This window comes from Paenibacillus anaericanus, assembly GCF_003994475.1.
Classification (GTDB): domain Bacteria; phylum Bacillota; class Bacilli; order Paenibacillales; family Paenibacillaceae; genus Fontibacillus; species Fontibacillus anaericanus.
Window position 1 is genome coordinate 101,658 of record NZ_RZNY01000013.1, and the last position, 23,693, is coordinate 125,350.

Genomic DNA, 23,693 nt, shown 5'->3' on the forward strand with positions numbered 1-23,693 from the left:
GATGACCAAAAATAATGAGAAAGTTATCATGTTAGGAAAAATAAAAATAAGCTCGCGACAGTTCTCCATACTAATAGCTATATATATGATCGGTAGCGCCATTTTGAATATTCCAGCTATGTTACAAATCGTGGCTAAACAGGATACTTGGATTTCTACAATCGTGGCGTTGGTGGTAGGTTTATGCGTTTTGCCCTTATACATCTATCTAGGCAACCGCTTCGCACATGCTAACTTTACATGGTATATCGAGAAACTCCTTGGAAAATGGCTAGGAAAGATAGTTGCCCTTCTGTTTCTTGTCACTTTTCCAGCTATCGTTGCTATACTTACGCTTCGTAATATTGGAGACTTCATGACAACGCAGATTTTAGAGGATACACCTATCCAGGCTATTCTTATCATCATACTAAGTGTAGTGATCATGGGTGCTCGGCTCGGGCTTGAACCTCTGGCACGTGCAGCAGAGCTTTTTTTTCCTTTCATTATGGTTCTATTAATAGTCTTCATCGTATTAGCGTTCCCACATATCAACTTTAACAATGTTCAGCCGGTACTCGAGAATGGATTAAAACCTGTACTCAAAGCATCCCTCATATTTATTGCCTATCCTTTTTTGGAGCCCATTATATTATCCATGCTATTTCCAAGCGTTCAACATACCGAGAAAAATGGAAAAGCACTATTTACTGGCGTCCTTATCGGAGGATTTATTATGGTCGTCATTACAATACTCACCATCCTGGTATTAGGAACACAAACGGTAAGCTTTGCCTACCCCAGTTACGCATTAGCGAAACTTATTCGCTTGGGGGACTTTTTGGTACGAATTGAAATCATCATGGCGGTGATTTGGTTTATCACGATCTTCGTAAGATTAGCCCTACTGTTTTATATATCTATTGTGGGGATAGCCCAAGTATTAAATCTAAAGGACTACCGCTCCTTGACGTTCCCCATAGCCCTTCTACTGGTCCCTCTTTCGCTTCTGGCATTTCCAAATGCTGCATATTTTCAAGAGTTCACACCCATCTGGACCATCCATGCCCTAGTAATGGGATTCATCTTTCCACTTTTGTTATGGTTGATCGATATTTTGAAAGGTGGAGGCAAGAAGACACCGTGAATTACAAGTAAATACAAGGTGCTTCTTTTTTGATCACCTTATTCTTGATCACTTGATCCAAGACTACTTGCCCTTCATTCTGGATACTTCGCAGAGCTTCATCCAGCGATTTCTGCTTATTTTGAACTTGTACCATTTCACGATCGACGATTGGCTGATAATGACTATAAAATTCGGAAGGGATCTTGTCCATACCTCCAAATCAAATTATTCATTTGCTGCTCCGTACCATTACGTTTTTTATTGGTAAATAGTTATAAGTTTTACAGGTGCACAAATTCTAATCTGTGTCGAAAAGAGAGTTTTTGCGTAAAACTATGGCGCAGGACTCTAGAACTATATATACTTAATCCTTGAGGATAATCTTGGAATAAACGGGTATATAGTCCTCTAACATTCATCAGATACATAAAGTAGCCCACATAGCTCCTCTAAGCTGTCGTAGATGAAAGTCCCCCCCGTCCTTGTAAGAAGAAATACATACGCTCAGCATGTTTGAAGGAAAGTAATTAGTTTGTGACTCAATTGGCGAAATATCAAAATGATTAAGGAGTGGTATATTGATGAGTATGGCAAAATTCTGCGCTAATTGTGGCGTACCCAGGAGAGAGAATGCTAAGTTTTGTAAAGAATGTGGACAGTCTTTTCTTCAAGAGGACGTTTCTTCTGTTGAAGATGAGAAAGAGATTTTAGCTCCAACGGAGACAGAACTAGAGCTAGAAACAGAAACAAAGATAGAAACAGAGACAGAGGCAGAAAGTGCAGCCCCAACAGAGGAAAATAACATAATCGTAACGGAAATAGAGGAATCTTTAATAGAGGAAGTAGCTTCAACTGATGTTATGACCTTAAATGAGAACGTAGCCTTAACAGAAACTCCTGAATTAAACGAAACAAGTCAGCCTCCTAGTAGCACCCGCAATAGATTATCTGGTGTTATTAATCAACGCACCAAGAAGCCACTTATCTATGGAGCTGCGTTGCTCGGCTTTATACTTATTTGTGGCGTGGCATGGTCCATTTTCGCCTCAAGTTCCTCCCAATCCTCACCTCCACTGGTATATATCAAAGATTTTGAGTTAACCCTATCGGTCGACAAGCAGGATAGACCCATCACAGCAACAAAAAAGTGGATGGATATGGATGAGGAAACTCGAGAAGAAATAGATTTATCTTCTTCCGGTGAAGAAACTAGAACTTCAGACACTTCATTCTACAAGTTAGGAGAAAGTATTTATTTCTGGGTCAAACTGAATGAACGCGCAGACCGCATGTTCTATCTGAGTAAAATTAGTGAAGATGGGACAGCCAGTCTATTTTACTCCGACCCAACAAAGCTTTCTAAGTCTAAAGATGGAGTAGAAAGTTTTGATCAGGGAGTTCGTATCTCCTCCAATCTTAATATAAATCAATTCAATCCCTTTCAAATTACTAGAAACGGTGACTATGCACTATATCTCAAAAATTATGAAGACCAGAGTGGCAGCTTATATCTGTACAATATGAAAGAAGAAATACTTATCGACAACAATGTAGCGGATAATTATTACTTCTCTGAGGATGAATCCTCAATCATCTATATGAAAGTAATGGACGATGATACTAGCGATCTTTACATTAAATCACTCGATAGTAAGCGTGAAAAAGTAAAAATTGATAGTGGTGTTGCGCAAATTATCAACTACTCAAGTGATTTGAAAAAAATATATTACACCAAATCTAATGATGATTCAGAAAGCTCAAATTACTACTCACTTTATGTGAAAGAAGACGGTAAAGATAAGCGTAAGATCATCTCAGATTATTCTGGCATGGAATCCAGCAGTATGACGGATGAGTTTTTCTTCACCAGAACAACGATGAATAATACTAAACTAATCGATTTTGTTGAAGATGATATGGCTGCTAGCGATCTCAATATTACTGAACCAGTCTATAGCGATTTTGAGTATGAAAGTACCTACACCGATTATTGGGGATATACATATACCACTACGGATGTCGACTATGACCAATACTATCTCGCATACGATTTGTATCAAGATAAATTGGATCGGGATACTCTTAGAAGCGATTTAGAGTACGAAGAGTTGTCTACTATAACTAAGCAATTATTTCTATATGCGGACGGCAAGGAAAAAGAAGTCTCCAGCGAATTGGCCTGGGTTAATTATGCTGATGCCGCAACAAAATCTGTTATTTATGTAAAATCTGAAACCGTTAAAAGTCCTACCGATAAGATGAAGTTATCCGAAATTAGTAGCATATACGACGTTAAAGATCGTTATGAGACTAACAGTAGCAATAGTAGCAGCAAATACATTGTGTTAAACGGTGGAACGGAACAAGAAATGTCGGAGGATGCAAGTGAATCCTATAGGTTCACGTTCAGCGAAGACGGCAAAAAGCTGTATTATTCAGAAAATGAAAACGATAATGAAAGTACCTCTGGTACGCTAGTTGTATGGGATGTACTTGAAGGCAAACTCAGTAATCGCAAAGTTATCGACGAGAATGTCGAGCAATACATGTTCGTCAATGATAATATTTGGTATTACAAAGATGTGAAGGATGACAAAGGCGAACTGTTAACCTATAGTAAGGATGGCAAGAAAGTCAAAATTGCTTATGATGTTCAACTTGGAAATACTACGGTATATCCTGAGGATGATGTCGTCTTGTACATGACAGACTTTAATACTAAACGTCTAATGGGCTCCTTATTCATGAAACAGGGAGACAAAAGCACCAAAATTAGTGATGATGTAAGCTTCTACAATTACAATAAAGTATCACGGTTATTTTACGTCTCCGACTATCGTTTGAAGAACGGAGCGGGCGATTTGTGGGAATATCGAGGTAAAGACGAGAAGAAACTAATCGATAGCGATGTACAAACCATGCTTCCGATTCAGTACGGATTTACATTCTAAAACAAAAGTTGAGGGGCTACCATACTGATGGTAGCCCCTTACTTTCTAATTTTACACCTATACATTATTCACTTTTCACTACCGGAATGTGAATCTCCATCACCGCTCCAGTCTCGTCATGGCAACGTTCATCATAGAACTCATAATCCACTTTACCCGGTGCAAACTCATATCCCGAATCAGGAAACCATTCTTCAAAAATATACTTTGCAGTACCTTCGATCGCTTTGGCAAACGCACAATCGGCGTAGTCAGCGGGAGGCGTCGTAAACACTGCATAAGTGGCCTCTGGGATGCTTCCCTTAAACATCTCTTCCTTAGCGTTATCGAAATTCTCTACTTTAACACCAATGACATACGTAAATGCACCCGTCTCCATATTCGGAGGAAAACATACACAATACTCCCCATGTTCTTCAGGTTTGAGCTGTTCATATAATTGTTGCTCTAGTCCATCAGCATCAAAGTGATTCCAGAATGCGGGGATGTCTCGCTTGCTTCGGCTTTCCTCAAATGTAGTTTCAAGTGCATACCCAACAATATTAAATGCTGGTTTGGTTATAAATTTAGGTTCCAGAATAATTCCTCCATATAGATTCAACTTTTCATAAAGGGCAAGATTAACTTTCCCAGGCACTTTTGTACTCACATATTTACGATAATTTTCAGGGGAACACCCATATACCTTCCGAAATGCTTTACAAAAACCGGAATGAGTCTCAAACCCATATTCCATGGCAATATCGATAATCTTTTTATTGGTAGATAATTCAACAACCGCGTGAGCCAGTCTCCGTGTTCGCACATACTCCATTACGGGCATTCCGACATACACATGAAATAACTTATAGAAATGATCAGGGGAAAATCCCGCAATTCCAGCTAAAGTTTCCACAGTTATTTTTTCGGTAAGTTGTTCTTCAATGAAATCAATACTCTTCTGAAAACACTCCATATAGTTCATATGGTTCCTCCTCCCGATCGGTAATCTAAATTTACCATCAATTCATAAATGGGACTGTTCCAAAATTGTCATGTTGATTAATTTTCCTGGAACATTCTGTTGTGCCATACGAGAACAAGAGGTCTATCCTATGCGAACAGGGATAGACCTCTTGTTGTATTTGTCATATCTTGCGATTACGCTAAGGGTATCTTGACAGGTTCCTTTTGCAGCGATTTTTTACGGTAGATGGATAGGATAAGGATGGAAACGATGACTAGAGCGGAAATAATGGCCGCCGTTAAATATAAGTTTCCAAAGCCTTTCCCAATACTGTCATGTATTGCGTTCATAATGATTTCTTTAATGGTCGGATCAGGTATTTGCTCTACTGCCTCATATAGTTGGGAGGTGCTCATTCCCGAGATGTCTGAGAAGGCAGGTCCACTACCGCTAATACCTGCCGCCGCCAGTCCACTTTTGATTTCATTGCCAATGTTACTAGCGCCAGCCGCGATGAAACCAGCATAAAGTGTCGGGGACAAAGTTAGTCCAATTTGTCTTATCAAGGATAATGTTCCCAGGGCACTACCTTTATTGCTGTTATCCACACTTTCAGATACAAGTACATTCAATGGAGCTCCAAGCAAGAATCCAAACCCTACGCCTGCGATCATACTTGCAATGACGAACTCCCATCTTTCTGTCACCCAGAGTGGGAACAAAGCAAAACCGACAAGTGAGATAACGCCCGAAATAATGGTTGTAAACACGGGGCCTTTTTTATCCACCAACACACCGCCTAGACCAGCACCCACGCCGGATGCTAGTGCAAGAGGTGTCATCCAATACCCCGATTTCTCAGCTGATACACCTAAGAATTGCTCCACAAACGAAGGGATAAAGATTACGGCTGCAAGTAATCCTCCCGAGAAGAAACCGATTAGCAGCGTCCACTGAAACACTTTGCTACTAAGAAGCGAGTAAGCCAGTATAGGGTCACCACTTCTTGCTTCCAAATTTTTCTCATAAAGAACTAACAAGATAAACAGTATAACCCCACCTAGGACGAATCCATAGACCATAGGGTCAGCAAAACTACCGAGGAAGTTGCCTGCATCCAAATTGGTAATACCGTACATCAGCGATAAGATCGCTAGGGATAAAATAATCGTTCCGACAAAATCCAACCGTTTTGTGGAAGATGCCTTTGTCTCCGTAATGAACGGAATACCTAGTATAATTAAAACTGCTGCGATAGGTATGTTGATTAGAAATAACCAATGCCAGTTACCTGTTAGATCTAACAGAAAACTACCTACATTAGGACCGAGTACAGCTGCCATACCGTTCATAGCACCCAATAACCCCAATGCCTTCCCTTGTTTCTCCTTCGGTAAGGTCGTTAAGACGTGGGAGCTACCGATAATAAATATCCCCCCTCCTCCAAACGCCTGAAACAGCCTTGACAGTAAGAACATGGGAAACGAACTACTAAGGGCCACAAGCAGTGACCCGATTCCGAACAAGGCCACCTCAATAAGAAATAATCTCTTACGTCCAAATCGATCAGACAGTTTGCCGATAATCGGTACACTAACCGCCAATCCCAATGTATAGAGTGTTATTCCCCATGATCCCCATGAAGCAGACACCCCGAAGGAATCATTGATTGTCGTTAGAGCGGCTGAGATAATGCCGTTGTCTAAGGCAGCCATAAATACCCCAATGGTAAACAACGTAATCGCCCAATTGGAGCTGTGCTTCTTTTGCACCGAATTCATTCATATCCCTCCTAAATTTATTTACATTATCAAATAGTTCATTTCAAGTTAACTAAATATATAATCAATTATATGCAGCTCCCTGTCAAGCATCACCTAAAAAAAAGCCAACATCCCCCCTGATAAACAGAGATTATGTTGACTAAATATATTGTGCCCTATTTTTAATCTTTTAACGCGATCGATAGAATCGTAAGGCCTTGCTTCACAATTTCTTTTTCAGCGTCTGTCATTTTTTGAAGGGATCTTTTGATTTTCTCATGCCCTTGTTCATATAATCCTCGAAAAATAGTCTTCGCACTCTCTGCTAAACTGACATCGATCGAACGTCGATCAATTTCAGAAGGTTTTCTATTAATGAAACCCGACGACTCCAATCGGTCAAGCAGTCCGGTCGTATTAGGCAATGAAGCACCCATACTATCGGCGATTTCACTTACTTTCAAACTCCCATGATTGTTGAGTAGCATTAACACCTTCATTTGCGGCATACTCATATCTAACTTCATCCACTCCGATACATCGCCTAAACCAGCTGAAGTGAGTACCTTCATATATAGCACCCATACTTCTCTTTCATCAGGAGAAAGTATATCTTTTTTCAATGTAGTTGTATCATGCAAATTATATTCCATATCATCACATCCTTAACGAGAACTACCTTCCTTTATTATAGGATGATTACTTATAAAGTTATAGTGTTAGTCTGTGTCATAATTTCACACCACAAAAAAGCAACCTCAGGAGGTTGCTTTTTTATACTACATATGAATAGCGAACTGTGGCTACGAAAAATCAGAACTCCCTACTATATAATAACTAATTTATTCACATCCGTACGGCTCGAAAAACGATGATCTTGCGGAGATCCGCCGCTGGTATTTAGATTCTGCGCATTCTTCGCTGCCTTGCCGCACAAAGTCTGCTATTATCATGTGGTATGCATAGAGGAGTACCATAAAGAGGATCGGGAATGATATCACATTTCAACCGGAACACCTTCTCAATTAATTCTACATTAATCACTTCGCTTGGTTCGCCCTGAGCCTCAATTTTACCATCCCGGATCGCAATGATATGATCGGCATAACGACAAGCCAGATTGATATCATGAAGTACCATAACAATCGTCCGCTCATCGCGGTCATTCATTTCAAAAAGAAGGTCGAGCACTTCGATCTGATGCGTCAAATCTAAATAAGTGGTAGGCTCGTCCAGGAGAATAACCGGTGTCTCCTGTGCCAGTGTCATGGCAATCCATGCACGCTGCCGCTGGCCCCCCGATAATGAATCAACCGATCGCTCTGCAAGCTCACCCATACCCGTTGCCTCCAAAGCCTCTTGAACCACAGCCTCATCCTCACGCGACCATTGCTTCAGCCAACTTTGATAAGGATATCGGCCTTGTTTCACCAATTGCAACACCGTCAACCCATCTGGTGTACTTGGACCTTGCGGGAGAATAGCAAGCTTACGCGCAACTTCCTTTGTGGACATGCTGGCAATATCGCCACCATCCAATAATACTGAACCACGCTGTGGTTTCAGAAGCCTCGCCATGGATCGAAGTAGCGTCGACTTGCCGCATCCGTTACTGCCAATGAATACAGTGATTTTCCCCTGCGGAATCGTCAGATTTAAATCTTCGAAGACAAATTCGCCTCCATAAGATAATCCGAGTCCCTTTGCTTCTAATGTACTCATAACAGTTCTCCTTCTCCAGCTTAATAACGATTCCGGTTACGATACAGCAGATATATAAAGAACGGTGCGCCAATTGCCGCCGTTAATACACCAGCCGGTACATCTCGTGGTAAAAAGACAGTACGTGCCGCCAGATCTGCCACTAATAAAATTAACGCACCAAGCAGCGCACTAACAGGTAGGACACTGCCAAAGGAAGAACCCACAAGTTTGCGTGCCATATGAGGCGCCATTAATCCGATAAAAGCAATCGCTCCACCTATAGCAACCGCAGATCCGGCAAGAGCTACACTCAGAAAAATTAGGAATAGTCGTTGCTTCTGTACTGAAGCACCCGCTCCGCTCGCCACATCATCGCCCAGTGCCTGAATATTAACATTCCGTGCCTGCAGCCAAGTGATCGGAAGAAGAATGGCCACCCAGGGTAGTAACGTGAGGACATCTTTGTCCCATGAAGTACCATAGATACTTCCACTCATGAAAACTAAGGAGCGCTGCGCCAGTATTAACGGTCCTGAAATAATAAACATATAAGAGATAGCCTTAACAGCAGCCGAGAGTCCGATGCCCACAAGAATGAGCCGTAACGGTTCAACTCCATGTTTCCAAGACAGAATGTACAACAAAGCGGCCATGAGTAGCGCCCCGCCAATAGCAGCAAGTGGCATCCAATGAATCGACACCGTACCTCCGAATATAAACATAAAGAGTACTGCACCGAGTGAAGCCCCTTCCGTAATCCCTGTCACATCCGGTGATGCCAATGGATTACGAATAACTCCCTGTAAAATGGCTCCCGCTACAGCTAATGAAGCACCGATTAACGTCGCAATCACAATCCGCGGCAATCGGAGTTTCTCAACAACCACCTGTTCCATAGGTTCTCCCCTACCAAAGATTGCTTTGATAACACCAAGAGGAGAGATATATAGGCTACCAATACCTGTACTAATTAGCATAACAACGATGCAGAGTATGAATAAGATTAGAGTAACCCACAGGGTTCTTTTCTCTATTAAAATTGAAAATTTAGAATTAGCCGAGCGAAGTGATCTATATTTACTCATTACGTCCGTCTGCCTTTCCTAGCAATATATACGAAGAATGGCACACCTATAATCGCGGTCATGACCCCGACGGGAACTTCCTTCGGCATAGCGATATATCTTGAGCCTAAATCAGCCGCAACAAGTATCAAAGCGCCTAACACTGCGCTATATGGTAGAATCCAGCGGTAATCGTTACCTACTAAGTAACGAACAATATGTGGGATGATGATGCCAACAAAAGCAATCGGACCCGCTACTGCAACCGAAGCACCCGCAAGCAGAATCGTCGCAATCGCAGCGAATAATTTAATATGTGCCGTACGCTGCCCCAGTCCCTGAGCAACATCGTCACCCATGGCCAAGACGTTCAAGTGACGCGCAAGTAGCAAGGCAATTAACATGCCCACAGCCATATAAGGCCATACGGTTTGGAGCTGCGCCATGTCTCGTCCGGCAACCGAACCGACCAACCATACGAGTACCTGGTCAAACATTTTACCATCTGTAAGCATAAGTCCTTGGGTCAGAGAAGCAAAAAACGCAGTCATGGATGCCCCAGCAAGTGTGATCTTGACCGGAGTCATTCCGTCTCTACCTATACTCCCCAGAGTAAAGACGATACCTCCACTTACAGCAGCACCTATCAATGCGACCCATGTAAATGCTCCCATCCCCGATATCCCCAGCAAAGATGTTGACATCACGATAAAAAAAGTTGCTCCGGAGTTTACTCCTAAAGTGCTAGGTGAAGCAATAGGATTACGCGTCATGACCTGCATAACTGCCCCAGCAACTGCTAAGCAAGCCCCAACGGAAGCAGCAATCAGTGCTCTAGGAACACGAGTTGTGCGAATGATCAAATGTTCAGTACTCATATTATAGTGCGTGAATGATTCCCAAACGGAACTAATTGGGATATCCGTAACTCCAAAAGCAATGCTACACACGATGGCGATAGCAAGCATTAATAGTGAAATAACTAGCAAAACGATTCTCATATAGTCACTTTCTTCCGAAAACTATTCTAATTTAAATATCTTATTTAAAAGGAACTTACTACTTGTAGAATTTTAGAGTAAGCTATATATAATGTCAATGATTGTGATAATCATTCTCAGATTTTTATTGACAGTTAGTTCCTTTACCATTATAGTTTAAAATTGCAACTGATAATAATTCTCACACAGAGAGATTCATACCATTTAGGGGGAAATAATCATGCTAGCTAATTCGACACAAACAAAGAGAAGAAGTATTACTTGGTTAGGGATGCTGGCGCTGATTCTAGCCGTGGTGCTATCCGGCTGTGGAAGTAATGATGCCACCAACAGTGCGGGGCAAACCGATCCAACGACAACAAACAATACTGCTACAAATACAGATAATCAAACTCGTACCGTGAAGCATTCAATGGGAGAGACAGAGATCTCAGGAACACCACTTAAGGTTGTTGTACTGACAAATGAAGGTACTGAAGCCCTTTTGGCACTTGGCGTGAAACCAGTCGGGGCCGTTAAATCTTGGACAGGCAACCCTTGGTATGATCACATCAAAGCCGATATGGAAGGTGTAACAGAGCTTGGCGAAGAGAGCCAGCCAAACCTTGAGTTGATCGCTGGTCTGCAACCGGACTTGATCATTGGTAACAAAATGCGGCAGGAAAAAATATATGAGCAATTAAAAGCCATCGCTCCAACTGTTATGGCGGAAGACTTGCGCGGTGAATGGGAAATCAACTTCAAACTGTATGCGGAGGCATTAGGTAAAACCGCCGAAGGCGAAGATCTGATGGCTGCATACGATAAGCGAATTGAAGATTTCAAAACCAAAGCTGGCGACAAATTAAATCAGACAGTATCCGTTGTACGTTTCATGGGTGGTAAGACACGTGTCTATCACACCAACACATTTTCAGGAATTATATTTGACCAAATCGGGTTTGCCCGCACGGAAATGACGAAGAATGCGAAAGACACATTCGTGGATGAAATCACGAAAGAACGTCTGCCAGAAGCGGACGCTGATCGTTTATTCTACTTCACGTATGAAACTGGCGATGGTAAAGCAAATGAGACAGAACAGGAATGGATTAACGATCCGCTATGGAAAAACCTTAGCGCCGTTAAGAACGGCCAGACCTATAAAGTTGATGATGCTATTTGGAACACCGCTGGTGGTATCAAAGCAGCAAACCTGATGCTGGATGAATTATACGAAATTTATGATATTCAACAATAAATATCGCGCTTCAAAGAAAAAGAGCTGTCCCCTTCGAATAGGTGGCAGCTCTTTCTTTTTTATGTCATAACGGTACTAGATCATCGCTCTCATTTTCTCGTCTAGCATTTGAAAAGCATTCTTTATCGCTTCTGTGGGAATATTAGCGTACCGATCTCCGATACTAAGTTCACTATAACAGCTTGTCTCGTCAATTTTCGTTAAATAACCTACTATACCTAGCCCGGTGGCTTCATAGATACTGAATAGAACAGGTTCTAACTTCTCCTTAGGCACAGCAAAATGTATATGGAACATGTTAGATACAGGTTTCGCAGGTTTTGAATTAACCCCGTGACACTCATTCACAATAGTAGCAAGTTCTTTCGCATCCTCATAATACTGCCCCATTTTATCCACTCTCTGTTCGAAGTAATAATCAGAACTAATAATATAAGGGTACAGGCTTATGAGATCACCACCGTGCCGTCTCTTCCATACCTTTGACTCTTTGGTAAAGTCAACATCGCCAGCAAGAACCGCTCCTGTAATCCCACCGATTCCTTTGTAGAAGGAAATATATACACTATCAAACAGCGCACATATCTCAGCAGCCGATTTTTGATAATACGGTAGGATCTCAAACAATCTCGCTCCATCCAAATGCAGCTTAATCCCCTGCTCACGGCAGTAAGTAGAGATCGCTTCAAGTTCGCTGTATTCTGGCAATTGCCCGCCAATCTCACGTTGAGGTAATTCAAGCAATAAGCATGCAATATCCTCATTCATGTTACATACATCATCCAAAGTAATCAATCTGTTACTGTCCGCAAGTAGAATAGGCTCAATATGGTGAAGTTCCTTCAATCCATCTTCCTCATGAATCTCTAAATGACACAAAGGATGGTACGCTACTCTCTTCAGCCCCTTCTGATCGCACCATATTCTCAATGCAATCTGCTGGGCCATCGTTCCACTAGGAAAAAAAACAGCCGATTCCTTCCCCAACACCCCTGCCATTTTCTCTTGAAAATCCTCAATCACTTTGCCTTTACCATACATATCACTATCCAGATTGCCATCGATATGTTCTAATGCCTCTTTCAATACTTGAATACTTCTTGGACCATGACCCGACAAAGGATAGGTTGTTTGTTTAAATGCTTCTGATAATGTTAAATTTTCGTTCATCTAGTAGCGCTCCTTCTTGTTTCACTAATGATCACCATTTTAATATGTAGCGTGAAATTTGGACCTCTATATACATGATATATGCTATAGAATCGGTACCTTGTACGGTTGACGGACACTGAGTACGCTAATTACTCCAAATACCCCAATTTCCGCATTATGCGGACAGTGGTTCCGTTATTGACATAAATTCCAGATAAAATCAGCACTATACTAACGGATAACGGATCCTATGTCCGCTACTGCACCTAAGTGGGTGCCTTTGAACGAAATAAGGTACCTCATGTCCGCCTAGCTACTGAAAAAGAAAAGCCAGCACATATTTTGGGATAGAGCCCAAAATTAAATATAGTCTTTTAGGATTTCTTATATCACTAAGAAAAGACTACTCCCTTTCCCGCCATGTTACAATAAAAGAAAAACGGAGGAGGTACCATTCATGTTCCATCCTACTGTCTTCGACAATATTAAGGTCGCTATTGAGAACCAGATCTATGACTATGATAATTTGGACGGAATTCTCGTGGTTACGGATCGCTCCGACCTTCTGAATATGGCGCTGATGTCCAGAGAGTTTAGTCTCTCGTTCAAACTAATCGGAGGCCTGAAGGTCACATCAGAAATTGTATTAAATGCCTCAACGAAAGATTTGAATGACGAAATACTGGATGCTCCAGACACGAATCCCGGCTGCAATCTGCAGCTTCGCTTTTATACTCAAGTACATGATATCCCTTCTCAATGTCCGGCTATCGAGAGTATTCTACATGCGATATGGGGACCGGATTTACACCCTATTCAAGCCTTGAGTTTTATTTATGGTGAAGAAGGTAAAGGTTATAATAATTGTATTGAGCTGCAATTCAGACGTCAGATCACTGAGGAACAAATGGAGGATATCCCCGACCTGTTGCAGCATCTGTTGCAAAGTGCAGAGGAACTTGAAGTGATATAATTCAACATTCTAATACATTGCCATATTTCGACAACGAGGTGAACAACCATGAAATTTATGCCACCTGCCAAAAGCGAACGCTGGATCACATGGATGCTGATTTATGCCGTACTACTCTGGCTGCCCTTCATTCTGCATCGGTTCGTCCTACTAGGACAGACATTTAGCCTTACGATATCTCTGCGCTTCGCCCTTCTTGCCCTCGTAATGTCTGGTATTGTTAATGGTCTCGGATGGCTCGGTGTCCGTTTAGTATGGTTAATCACCACAATCGGAATTGTTATTGGACTGGGGCTTATGTTCATCTATTCCAACAGAGACATGTCTGGCTGGGCTGATCTTGCGGCCTTTTTGACCTTCTACTTATGTACATTAGGAGGATTTACCCTTGGCTTATTGACAGAAGGAATGTATTGGCTGATAAGGAAGCTTCATAAATCTTAATTATGGAACTATCAATGAGGTGATATTCGTGTCCAACTCTTTGCTGACAAAAAATGCTCTAGCCCATTCGTTGAAATCCCTGATGGAGCATACTACGATAAATAAAATATCTGTGCAGCATCTTGTAGATGATTGTGGACTGAACAGACAGACCTTCTACTATCACTTTCAAGATATATTTGATTTGCTTGGTTGGATTTACAAGACTGAAGCAGTCGAAAGCATCGCTCAATATCGTAGCTATAGTACCTGGACTGACGGTTTCTATAAAATTTTCTGTTATATTGAGAGCAACAAGGCCTTCTGTTGTAACACGCTAGATTCACTCGGTAGAAACCATTTAGACAACTACCTCTATTCCGTTACGAATGATCTCATAATGGGGGTTATTAACGAACTATCTAGCGGTATAAATGTCCGTCTCGAGGATAAGCAGTTTATTGCTAACTTCTATACTCTAGCCTTCACTGGCCTCGTAATTCAATGGATGAGAGACGGTATGAAGGAACAACCTAAGCAAATTATTGAGAGGCTCAGCATTCTAATCGAAGGAAATTTTCTAAAGGCTTTGCACAAATATGAGAATAAGTAGTCGTAGCATAAATCGTCATCCTCATACTAAATTGATATACATTAAGCTCCTCTTACCTTAAGATAAGAGTAATTATCCAATAGGGGGTCACTTAATAACGTGAATCATAAATTCGGTTATACTCAATACTTAGTTAGAAAAAAGATCATTTCCATCGTCGGTGCCAAGTTCCATATTTATAATGCGAATGAGGAGCTAGTGATGTTCTCCCAATTGAAAGCCTTTAAGTTGAAAGAGGACATTCGGCTATACAGCGATGAGAGTATGACCGAGGAGTTACTTACAATTTCAGCCCGTAGCATGGTGGATTTCTCCGCAACCTATGACGTTAAAGATCCGAGCACTGGAGAACATGTAGGTAGCTTACGCAGAAAGGGATTCAAGTCCATTCTGAAGGATGAATGGATTATAATGAGCCCGAATGAGGTTGAAATTGGACGGATTAAGGAAGAAAGCAGCGTTCTTGCCTTATTACGTCGTTTCTTATCCAATCTGATCCCTCAACAATATAATGTATTGATAAATGGGAACACAGTTACTACTTTCAAACAAAATTTCAATCCATTTGTCACGAAAATGAATGTCGATTTCTCAGCCGATCCAAGTCATGTTCTTGATCGCCGGTTAGGGCTTGCCGCGAGTGTATTGCTCTGCGCAATCGATGGGAAACAGAACTAGAACTTATATATACACAATAAGCAGGATGAATTTCATCCTGCTTTTATTGTGTTAAATTATTTAATTCAATTGATATGCAATAGCTTCGTAAGGTTTCAATACAAACTTATCATCCGTCTGCCCAACACGTTCATAATTGGAGAGAATGACATGCCTACTCCGTTCGTTTAGCTCCTTCGGCATCGCAAACATTGGCGTATTCCCGAAGAAATTTAGCAAGATTAGAAATGTCTGATCTTCGAACGTCCGTGTATATGCGAAAATTTCTGGATGCTCCGTAAGCCTACTCTCATATCTTCCGTATATAAGCGCTTCATTCTCCTTACGCAGAGCGATTAACTTCTTATAATAATTCAGAATCGAGTCTGGGTCCGACATCTGCTGATTCACATTAATCTCATGATAGTTAGGGTTAATGCGAATCCAAGGTAATACTGTAGAAAATCCACTGTTTGGAGTATCATCCCATTGCATTGGTGTTCTTGCATTATCACGCGCCCGGTACCTGATCCTGCGCATCGTATCCTCTATATCTTTTCCATCCATCAGACGTTCACGGTAAAAATTATAAATCTCCACATCGCGATAATCACTAAGTTCATTGAACACTACATTCGTCATACCAATTTCCTGTCCCTGATAAATAAATGGGGTTCCCTGCATTAACATATAGAAGGTGGCAAGCATTTTGGATGATTCTTTATGATAGTGCACAGGATCACCAAAACGCGAAACAGAACGTGGTTGATCGTGATTTTCTAGATATAACGCATTCCAACCCACACCTTCCAGACCCGTCTGCCATTTGTTCATAATCGCCTTTAAGTCGACCAAGTTCCACGGAGCGCAATCCCAGCGCCCCTCCGGACCAAAGTCTATGTTGACATGTTCGAATTGAAAGATCATATTAAATGCGCCGTTCTTTTCGCCAATCCACGAGTCAACTTCAGTTATAGGGATTCCACTCGCCTCACCAACCGTCATAATATCATAACCAGCAAACCCTTCACGCCTGAACTGACTAATAAACTCCCCAATTCCTTCGATGTTTTGGTGTCCAGCCATAGAATTTACGAAACGGAGATGATTCGGATTTGGCATATTTGGTAGTCCGGGTAGCTTCTTAATATGTGATATCGCATCTACCCTGAATCCATCAATCCCTTTATCCAACCACCAACGGATCATTTGAACTAATTCCTGCCTTACGACTGGATTTTCCATATTTAAATCTGGCTGTTTCCTCGAATAGAGATGCAAATAATACTGATCCGTCGTCTCATCGTATTCCCATGCCGAGCCATTAAACATCGACTCCCAGTTATTTGGTTCCGCCCCATCCTTTGCGTCCTGCCAAATGTAATAGTCCCGTTTCGGGTTGTCCCGGGAAGACCTGGATTCAACAAACCATGGATGTTCATCCGATGTGTGATTAAGTACCAGATCTAAGATGATTCTCATATCGCGCTTATGAACTTCTCGTAAAAGTGTGTCAAAGTCCTCCATAGACCCGAAATCATCCATAATATCCTGATAATCACTAATATCATAGCCATTATCATCATTTGGAGATTTATAAATGGGACAAACCCAGATGACATCAATCCCAAGTTCCTTCAAGTAATCCAACTTGGAGATAATCCCTTGCAAATCCCCTATACCATCACTATTCGAATCCATGAAGCTTCTTGGATATATTTGATAAGCTACTGCTTCTTTCCACCATATTTTACGCATGCGCTAACCCCCTTAGATGCTATAACTCTGGCACCTAGTTTAAGTATTTATCTTGAATCTTCAAGTAAAACAGACACTTTCCCGATCTGCATATAAAAGAGTATGGTCATCCTCGTCCAAAATATCCGGTGCATCTCCCAAAATAGCTAACTCTTGGGTTACATTACCCATAATTGTCTCATCCTGCTTACGGAGGAACAAAAAAGGCTATGATAATTTCTTATCATAGCCTGTGCCCCATAAGGGTCATGAATAATTATTATATTTACTCGTTACCTGATTTATCTTCCGTGATCTCCGATTTCCAGCCAAGTTGTCTACACATCTCATTCATTTTGCGGATATCGCGTCTTGCCTCTATTTGGGTTAGCCCCAATTTGGATGCTGTTTCCGCAGCCCAGCGGAGAAGGTACACTAATGTATCCGCTTGCGCTTCTCTAGCCGCATAATCTAATAATACAAGACTATCTTCTGTAACGCCGGCACGTACATAACCCCAATACGTACCTTCGAATTCACGGATGGCAAAGAGCTCACGATTCTCCGTAATACCGAATTCTTCAAGAGGATTCTTCAGATGTTCAAGCCATTCGCTCTTCGAATTAAACTGCAGCGTATACTCCGGAATATCCCATTTAACCGTCTGAGCTGCTAACTCGGCAAATTCCTCGTCCTGCAAAGTGATCCAGTTATCTACGGGATGATCCAGCTCAGCAGGAACCTCTACAGTAATCTTCCAAGGTCTGTAGCCCACTTCTACTCCAATGGACTCAAGTATTTCGGGAATCCCTACACCTCTTAGTCCTCTTTGTTTGGCTATCTGGATAAGTTGTCTTAAGGCTTCAGGTGAACCTACCGCAATATCATTGCTATGTTGGACAACAATCGTTCCATTTTCAAGACCAGGCTGGACCTGTGCTACGATATCCTCTGCAGATATGCCTTTCCAGTCTCTAGAATCGATGCCTTCGATATCCAGATATCCGCCCCACTCAGCAAGCCAATCCAGATTTTCTTCACGAAACGAACAATAAGGAAAGCGCATAAAATTGGGGCAAGGGAGACCCGTTGCATCCTGATAGGCCAGCTCAGTCAATTTCAATTGCTCCAGAAATACGTGCTTCGGCACTTGTGCCATGCGGCGGTGATGATACGTATGAGGGGCAAGTACGTGACCCCGGGAAAGGACTTCTCTTGCTCTATCCGGGTGTTTATCCATCCACTCTCCGGTGAAGAAAAAGGTTCCAACGACTTCTTCTTGTTCCAGAACATCTAACCACAACTCTAGTGGTAGCCTGGAAGGTCCGTCATCAAACGTAAACGCGCAGATTGCTTGGTTAACATCCCCTCGCCAAACCGCTTTTGTTGACATATTGCCGCCTCTTTTCTATCTTGTTATACAATATATTATAGACGGGTAGCTAAAGTTATTCTACTATTGTCCTCTCTCTATCTAATACTATCTTACTGTTCTTATTTCAATACGGTGCTCTTGTCGATATTCTGTAGGCGTAACGTTAAACTTTTTACGAAACACCTGTGTAAAATGCTTCACATCCTGATATCCAACCTTTTCTGATATATCGGCAAGCTTAAGCTGGGGATGAAGAAGAAGTTGCTTCGCTTGTTCCATACGCAAATGAATCACGTATTCCTTGAAACCATAACCCGTCTTTTGTTTGAACACTTGACTAAAGTAAACAGGATTTAAATAAACAATCGAAGCGACCTTTTCCAATGTTAAGTCGGTATTATAATAGGTTCTAATGTACTGCAATGCTACCTCGATGACTCGGCTCCCGCCTGTTGCATAATACTCAAATTCATGGGATATCGAATCCTGATGCATCCGCCGCACTTCATTAGGTATGACATCAAAGTCGTACAACACTTCGGTCTGTAGGATTTGGAAAGGTACTCTTAAATACTTTTTCAAATGAATACGGAGTTGTTCCAACATGGCCTTTATACTTTTCTCTTCATTAATCGTTATGAGACCCAATACACTTTTAGCATCAAAGCTAGTAGCAAACCCCTTACCATACGTATCCATCATTTCAGTGAGCACGTTATCAATAATAAAATGTTCTAGATGGACTAACTTATCACTTTCCATCTTCACCATAATTAATTGAAACTTCTGGTGATTGGCTATAACTGAAGCCATATCCATGCCTCCAATATTAAGGCCCGATGCCCAGCGCTGAAACACCGCTTCACGGAGAAATTTCAAATTATTCTTTAACATTTTGGATTCCTTAACAATCTCTACTTCGCTCCCAATTTTGTCACTTAGCCTCACAATCATCTCAAGCAGCATATCCTTGCCTATCGGCTTAAGCAGATAATCCACCGCTCCCAACCGAACCGCTTCCTTAGCATACTCAAATTCAGAATACGCGGAAATAATCACCCATTTTATATTAGGATATTTGGCTTTAGTCAGTTGCATCAATTCAAGTCCTGTCATACCTGGCATTAGAATATCCGTCAGCACAATATCGATAGGGCGACTTCGCAGTAATTGTACGGCCTCATCTGGATTGGCTGCCAGATAGATACCGTACTTCGGATAAGCCTTCTGGATCGTTCGTTTAATACCTTCCCGAATGGCCAATTCATCATCCACGATGAGGATGTTCATCTCCATATCCCCCTTTTAAATAAATCGAAACCGGTATCGGTAGCACAACTATAACGGTTGTTCCTTCCCCTTCTTTGCTCTCAATACACACGCCATAAGCTCCCCCAAACATCATATTGATTCGGGCGTGAACATTATGTAATCCGATGCCTCTTCTCGGACGGTTTATTGGCTCCAATACCGAGTTAGGATCCATTTGCAAAGAAGCTCTAACCTGAGACAGTATTTCTTCATCCATTCCCATCCCGTTATCGGTAATTCTAATATGAAGTTCACGATGATGTTGAGTCGCAGATACCAGTAACTTACTCGGACTACCTAGCATAGGCTCCAAACCATATTTCACAGCATTTTCGATAATCGGTTGAATGGTCACTTTCGGCAATACGACTTCAAGCCACTCCTCATCCACTTCAATTTTCGTCTGAACTCGACCTTCTAGACGACTCTCAATAATGGTCAGATAATGCCGGATCTGCTCAAGCTCCTGACCAAGTGTGGTTTGAGAAGCCTCCTCCCAATCACTGCTGTAGCGAAACATTTGGGATAGAGCAAGGATCACTCGACTGAGTTTTTCGTTTCCCTTTTCATCTAACATCCAATAAATCATATCTAACGTATTGTATAAAAAGTGAGGATTTACTTGAAATTGCAGCGCCTGCAATTGCGCATTCTTCTCACTAACTGACGATACTTTGATACGCTCGATCAATTCATCCATTCGATGAACCATGCGATTAAAGGAAGAGACAAGGCTGTTGATCTCATCAAATGAGTCTACGTTCACTGAACCGCTAAAATTCCCTAATTCAACTTTTTTCATTTCACGAATCAATAATTTTAAAGGTGAAGCAATCGTTCGCGATACAATTGAAGCTAACACCGTGGATAAGACAATGAGGACAAGAACAACAACGATTAAGTATAGTCTCGTCTGGTTGATCTCAGCGTTAAAATCACTCTTAGGTGTAAGACCGTATATTGTCCAATCTGCAAGTGAAGTTTTTGCCGCAACGATCAATTGATCTGATTTATCATCGACGATAATTGCCTGCTCATCCGTAGGCATAGGGAGTTCGGTGAATTCAGGTAGTTCATCCCCTTGCTCGCCATTGCTAGCAATCACCACGTCATTAACTCCCGTAATATATACCTTACTATCAGGACTGATACTTACATTAGATAACGCCTCTGTAATTGGGGTTGGGTCCGTCTCAATAACAATGATTCCTATAGATTTATAATCCGTGAGGTCATAAAGCTGCCGACCAAATACGAAAACCTGATCTTGCTGTAACGTGTTAATGGGTGACCTATCATACATTCCAAGCCAAACCATATTCCCTGAGGACGCTTTCAACTTGCTATACCAGTCGGTTTGCGCGTAATTAATATCAATAACACCGGCAAATTGTTTCTCATAGCTGTAGACTTTACCAGTATTCGTAATGATATGGATCCCCACAATCTCCTTGCGGGAATAGTAGGCCGCACCAATGATATTCGTAATCCATCGCTCATTGATAACCGAAACCGCCGGATTACCAGAATTCTCTTGGAGCAGCCGAGTTAACTCATAATTTCCGTTCAGCGATTTCGTGACACTATTATAGCCCTCTAGCATGAGATCGAACAGACCCGCTGTTTGGGAAATGTTCTTCTCTGCAATGTCACTGATTTTAGAATGGATAATGCTAATCGCACGTGTATAATACAGGAAACTAACGAGGATTAGGATAACAGTCATACAAGTTAAGAAAAGCAGAAAAAGACGGCTATGAATAGAACGGAATCCTCGAGTAATCATGGTATCTCCTTTCACTCGATATGTTTCCATTTTATCACAATACCCGTCATGCAAATATTACCCTTTTACAGCTCCTGCTACCATGCCCTCTGTAATTTTGTCTGCTAATAAGAAATAAACTACGATGACAGGTAGTGCACCTAATACTAGAAAAGCCCCAATAGCTCCGTAGTTTACTGAGTATTGGCTGACAAAGCTGTTCACACCAAACGGCAATGTCTTCAGTCTTTCTGCCGAAATAAATGTTGCCGCCAAGATGTATTCGTTCCATATATTAATGAAAGTTAGAATACAGACGGTCACGACCGGTGGTATAGATACTGGTAATATAATGTTCCAGTAAACCCGAAATACACTTGCACCATCCATAATCGCCGACTCTTCAATCTCTGCCGGAATCGTCTTCATGAAACCATGGAGAATGAACACAGCGATGGGAGTTTGAAAAGCAATATAAGGCAAGATGAGCGATAAATGCGTATTGAGAATGTTCATGTTTTTAAAAATAATCATGAGGGGTAATAAAGTTGCTTGCATTGGAATCATCATACCCACTAGAAACATCAGCAATAGCACTTGATCATAACGCCAACGGAAACGACTTATTGCAAAGGCAGCCAGTGAACTGAAGATAATAACACAGATCATCGTCACCGAAGTAACGAAGAAGCTGTTCCCTAAGTAGCGGAAGTATCTCCCACCTGCAAGGGCATTGCTGAAGTTGACCCATTGCGGTGAGTGTGGAAGTGAGAAGAAGCTTCCAGATAAAATCTCCTCATTCGTTTTGAAGGAGTATAGGACGAGCCAGATCAACGGGTAAACCTGCGTTATTACGAGCACCGATAAGAATAGAATAACGATTCCTTTTGTAAGGGAAAATCGCTTGCGTTTCTGTTCGGGTATGACTTTCTGATTCCTAACACCCACTATACTTGGTGTATCCATATCGATTTCCCTCCTTTATGAGAATCGTTTCTCTAATTTATTAAATATAAAATTAATGATCACTGTGGCGATTAAGCATACGACAACTAGAACTGCAGCTATCGAACTACCATATCCATACTTCATGGACAAGAAAGACATATTATACATATGTGTGGAAATCACATCCGTAGCGTGAGCAGGTCCTCCGCCCGTCATGACCATAACCATATCGAACGCCTGAAGCGAACCGATAAACGCCAACACAATGGAAATTTTAAAAATGGGGATGATCATGGGGAAGGTAATGTAACGATCTGCCTTAAAGCCTTCTGCTCCATCAATTCGTGCTGCCTCATAAATTTCAGCCGGAATATTGGAAATTCCAGTAAACTGGATGAGCGTATGATAGCCCAAGTACTGCCACAATGCCACGAAATATAATGCAAACATAGCTACCTTTGGTTCGGTTAACCATGATCTCGTCCATGATTCAAGTCCAACTGTCTCTAATATTTGATTCAACATCCCACCCATCGCCGCTGGATTGTAGATGGTTTTCCACAACTGGCCAATGATAACAACGGATAGAATAACAGGCATAAAATAACTAGAAACTAAAAAGTTAGGTTTGCGAATATATCTTCGAAGAAAGATAGCTACCATCAATGCAAGCGGAATCTCCGCCATCGAGAATACTGCAAACATAAGAGTTCTCCGTACGGAAGGCCAAAATACTGGGTCCTGGAAAAATAAATTTCTGAAATTCTCAAGTCCTACAAAGGAAGATTGACCAATTCCATTCCATTCCAACAACCCGCTATATAACGATACAAGTATGGGCACGAATACAATGCCGAAATAAATTAGTGTACACGGAAGTATAAAGGCTACAATCGTAAAACGGGAGACCTTAAGTACATTCACGCCCCATCTCCTCCTTCTGTCTATCATGATAGAGATGA

At 41.6% G+C, this 23,693-nt stretch carries 21 protein-coding genes; 7 read left to right on the top strand and 14 right to left on the bottom strand.

Annotated features, from left to right (window positions below):
- Position 1: 1 nt before the first annotated feature.
- A complete protein-coding gene (locus tag EJP82_RS16100; protein WP_127193098.1) occupies positions 2–1,126 on the top strand; it encodes a GerAB/ArcD/ProY family transporter in 1,125 nt (374 codons plus the stop codon).
- A 1-nt stretch (position 1,127) separates the two neighbouring features.
- Here the strand turns inward: EJP82_RS16100 and EJP82_RS16105 are convergent, their stop codons facing one another.
- Positions 1,128–1,319, bottom strand: a complete 192-nt coding sequence (locus EJP82_RS16105) for a hypothetical protein (RefSeq protein ID WP_127193099.1) — start codon at positions 1,317–1,319, stop codon at positions 1,128–1,130.
- A gap of 370 nt (positions 1,320–1,689) precedes the next feature.
- Between EJP82_RS16105 and EJP82_RS16110 the strand changes: the two genes are divergently transcribed.
- The gene (locus tag EJP82_RS16110; protein WP_127193100.1) at positions 1,690–4,059 is read left to right on the top strand and encodes a zinc ribbon domain-containing protein; all 2,370 of its coding nucleotides are present in this window, start codon (positions 1,690–1,692) and stop codon (positions 4,057–4,059) included.
- 64 nt (positions 4,060–4,123) lie between these two features.
- Here the strand turns inward: EJP82_RS16110 and EJP82_RS16115 are convergent, their stop codons facing one another.
- From EJP82_RS16115 to EJP82_RS16140, 6 genes are all read right to left on the bottom strand, one after another.
- Positions 4,124–5,023: an AraC family transcriptional regulator gene (locus EJP82_RS16115; RefSeq protein ID WP_127193101.1), complete on the bottom strand. Its 900-nt coding sequence runs from the start codon at positions 5,021–5,023 to the stop codon at positions 4,124–4,126.
- 176 nt (positions 5,024–5,199) lie between these two features.
- Positions 5,200–6,786 (bottom strand): MFS transporter, encoded by a 1,587-nt coding sequence (locus tag EJP82_RS16120; RefSeq protein ID WP_127193102.1) that lies wholly within the window; start codon positions 6,784–6,786, stop codon positions 5,200–5,202.
- A 164-nt stretch (positions 6,787–6,950) separates the two neighbouring features.
- Positions 6,951–7,421, bottom strand: a complete 471-nt coding sequence (locus tag EJP82_RS16125; RefSeq protein WP_127193103.1) for a MarR family transcriptional regulator — start codon at positions 7,419–7,421, stop codon at positions 6,951–6,953.
- Between the two features lie 247 nt (positions 7,422–7,668).
- Entirely contained in the window at positions 7,669–8,490 is an 822-nt protein-coding gene (locus tag EJP82_RS16130) for an ABC transporter ATP-binding protein (protein ID WP_127193104.1), read from the bottom strand.
- Positions 8,491–8,510: 20 nt separating this feature from the next.
- Positions 8,511–9,557, bottom strand: a complete 1,047-nt coding sequence (locus EJP82_RS16135; RefSeq protein ID WP_127193105.1) for a FecCD family ABC transporter permease — start codon at positions 9,555–9,557, stop codon at positions 8,511–8,513.
- Positions 9,557–10,537, bottom strand: coding sequence for a FecCD family ABC transporter permease (locus EJP82_RS16140; RefSeq protein WP_127193106.1), 981 nt, complete (start codon positions 10,535–10,537; stop codon positions 9,557–9,559). The genes EJP82_RS16135 and EJP82_RS16140 overlap by 1 nt, the downstream gene beginning before the upstream one ends.
- 220 nt (positions 10,538–10,757) lie before the next feature.
- On the opposite strand from EJP82_RS16140, the gene EJP82_RS16145 reads away from it, so the two are divergent.
- Positions 10,758–11,777, top strand: coding sequence for an ABC transporter substrate-binding protein (locus tag EJP82_RS16145; protein ID WP_127193107.1), 1,020 nt, complete (start codon positions 10,758–10,760; stop codon positions 11,775–11,777).
- Between the two features lie 75 nt (positions 11,778–11,852).
- On the opposite strand, the gene EJP82_RS16150 is transcribed toward EJP82_RS16145, so the two are convergent.
- Positions 11,853–12,947: a threonine aldolase family protein gene (locus EJP82_RS16150; RefSeq protein WP_127193108.1), complete on the bottom strand. Its 1,095-nt coding sequence runs from the start codon at positions 12,945–12,947 to the stop codon at positions 11,853–11,855.
- Between the two features lie 439 nt (positions 12,948–13,386).
- On the opposite strand from EJP82_RS16150, the gene EJP82_RS16155 reads away from it, so the two are divergent.
- The 4 genes from EJP82_RS16155 to EJP82_RS16170 all read left to right on the top strand — a co-directional run bounded on the left by EJP82_RS16155 (position 13,387) and on the right by EJP82_RS16170 (position 15,616).
- Positions 13,387–13,902, top strand: coding sequence for a hypothetical protein (locus EJP82_RS16155; RefSeq protein ID WP_127193109.1), 516 nt, complete (start codon positions 13,387–13,389; stop codon positions 13,900–13,902).
- A gap of 48 nt (positions 13,903–13,950) precedes the next feature.
- Positions 13,951–14,346 carry a hypothetical protein gene (locus tag EJP82_RS16160; RefSeq protein ID WP_127193110.1) on the top strand — a complete coding sequence of 132 codons (396 nt, stop codon included), beginning with the start codon at positions 13,951–13,953 and terminating at the stop codon, positions 14,344–14,346.
- A gap of 28 nt (positions 14,347–14,374) precedes the next feature.
- The gene (locus EJP82_RS16165) at positions 14,375–14,938 is read left to right on the top strand and encodes a TetR-like C-terminal domain-containing protein (protein ID WP_127193111.1); all 564 of its coding nucleotides are present in this window, start codon (positions 14,375–14,377) and stop codon (positions 14,936–14,938) included.
- Positions 14,939–15,037: 99 nt separating this feature from the next.
- Positions 15,038–15,616 carry an LURP-one-related family protein gene (locus tag EJP82_RS16170; protein WP_127193112.1) on the top strand — a complete coding sequence of 193 codons (579 nt, stop codon included), beginning with the start codon at positions 15,038–15,040 and terminating at the stop codon, positions 15,614–15,616.
- A gap of 60 nt (positions 15,617–15,676) precedes the next feature.
- On the opposite strand, the gene EJP82_RS16175 is transcribed toward EJP82_RS16170, so the two are convergent.
- The 6 genes from EJP82_RS16175 to EJP82_RS16200 all read right to left on the bottom strand — a co-directional run bounded on the left by EJP82_RS16175 (position 15,677) and on the right by EJP82_RS16200 (position 23,655).
- Positions 15,677–17,353: a glycoside hydrolase family 13 protein gene (locus EJP82_RS16175; RefSeq protein WP_127193113.1), complete on the bottom strand. Its 1,677-nt coding sequence runs from the start codon at positions 17,351–17,353 to the stop codon at positions 15,677–15,679.
- A gap of 265 nt (positions 17,354–17,618) precedes the next feature.
- Positions 17,619–18,725 (bottom strand): polysaccharide deacetylase family protein, encoded by a 1,107-nt coding sequence (locus tag EJP82_RS16180; protein ID WP_127193114.1) that lies wholly within the window; start codon positions 18,723–18,725, stop codon positions 17,619–17,621.
- An 87-nt stretch (positions 18,726–18,812) separates the two neighbouring features.
- Complete coding sequence (locus tag EJP82_RS16185) at positions 18,813–19,997, bottom strand: response regulator transcription factor (RefSeq protein WP_127193115.1); 1,185 nt, start codon at positions 19,995–19,997, stop codon at positions 18,813–18,815.
- Complete coding sequence (locus tag EJP82_RS16190) at positions 19,975–21,804, bottom strand: sensor histidine kinase (RefSeq protein ID WP_246054194.1); 1,830 nt, start codon at positions 21,802–21,804, stop codon at positions 19,975–19,977. The genes EJP82_RS16185 and EJP82_RS16190 overlap by 23 nt, the downstream gene beginning before the upstream one ends.
- A 57-nt stretch (positions 21,805–21,861) precedes the next feature.
- A complete protein-coding gene (locus tag EJP82_RS16195) occupies positions 21,862–22,749 on the bottom strand; it encodes a carbohydrate ABC transporter permease (protein ID WP_127193116.1) in 888 nt (295 codons plus the stop codon).
- A 15-nt stretch (positions 22,750–22,764) separates the two neighbouring features.
- Positions 22,765–23,655: a carbohydrate ABC transporter permease gene (locus tag EJP82_RS16200; protein WP_127193117.1), complete on the bottom strand. Its 891-nt coding sequence runs from the start codon at positions 23,653–23,655 to the stop codon at positions 22,765–22,767.
- Between the last annotated feature and the right edge of the window lie 38 nt (positions 23,656–23,693).

Coding starts and splice junctions, on each gene's coding strand:
- EJP82_RS16100 (WP_127193098.1), top strand. CDS start 2: ATGACCAAAAATAATGAGAAAGTTATCATGTTAGGAAAAATAAAAATA.
- EJP82_RS16105 (WP_127193099.1), bottom strand. CDS start 1,319: ATGGACAAGATCCCTTCCGAATTTTATAGTCATTATCAGCCAATCGTC.
- EJP82_RS16110 (WP_127193100.1), top strand. CDS start 1,690: ATGAGTATGGCAAAATTCTGCGCTAATTGTGGCGTACCCAGGAGAGAG.
- EJP82_RS16115 (WP_127193101.1), bottom strand. CDS start 5,023: ATGAACTATATGGAGTGTTTTCAGAAGAGTATTGATTTCATTGAAGAA.
- EJP82_RS16120 (WP_127193102.1), bottom strand. CDS start 6,786: ATGAATTCGGTGCAAAAGAAGCACAGCTCCAATTGGGCGATTACGTTG.
- EJP82_RS16125 (WP_127193103.1), bottom strand. CDS start 7,421: ATGGAATATAATTTGCATGATACAACTACATTGAAAAAAGATATACTT.
- EJP82_RS16130 (WP_127193104.1), bottom strand. CDS start 8,490: ATGAGTACATTAGAAGCAAAGGGACTCGGATTATCTTATGGAGGCGAA.
- EJP82_RS16135 (WP_127193105.1), bottom strand. CDS start 9,557: ATGAGTAAATATAGATCACTTCGCTCGGCTAATTCTAAATTTTCAATT.
- EJP82_RS16140 (WP_127193106.1), bottom strand. CDS start 10,537: ATGAGAATCGTTTTGCTAGTTATTTCACTATTAATGCTTGCTATCGCC.
- EJP82_RS16145 (WP_127193107.1), top strand. CDS start 10,758: ATGCTAGCTAATTCGACACAAACAAAGAGAAGAAGTATTACTTGGTTA.
- EJP82_RS16150 (WP_127193108.1), bottom strand. CDS start 12,947: ATGAACGAAAATTTAACATTATCAGAAGCATTTAAACAAACAACCTAT.
- EJP82_RS16155 (WP_127193109.1), top strand. CDS start 13,387: ATGTTCCATCCTACTGTCTTCGACAATATTAAGGTCGCTATTGAGAAC.
- EJP82_RS16160 (WP_127193110.1), top strand. CDS start 13,951: ATGAAATTTATGCCACCTGCCAAAAGCGAACGCTGGATCACATGGATG.
- EJP82_RS16175 (WP_127193113.1), bottom strand. CDS start 17,353: ATGCGTAAAATATGGTGGAAAGAAGCAGTAGCTTATCAAATATATCCA.
- EJP82_RS16180 (WP_127193114.1), bottom strand. CDS start 18,725: ATGTCAACAAAAGCGGTTTGGCGAGGGGATGTTAACCAAGCAATCTGC.
- EJP82_RS16185 (WP_127193115.1), bottom strand. CDS start 19,997: ATGAACATCCTCATCGTGGATGATGAATTGGCCATTCGGGAAGGTATT.
- EJP82_RS16190 (WP_246054194.1), bottom strand. CDS start 21,804: ATGATTACTCGAGGATTCCGTTCTATTCATAGCCGTCTTTTTCTGCTT.
- EJP82_RS16195 (WP_127193116.1), bottom strand. CDS start 22,749: ATGGATACACCAAGTATAGTGGGTGTTAGGAATCAGAAAGTCATACCC.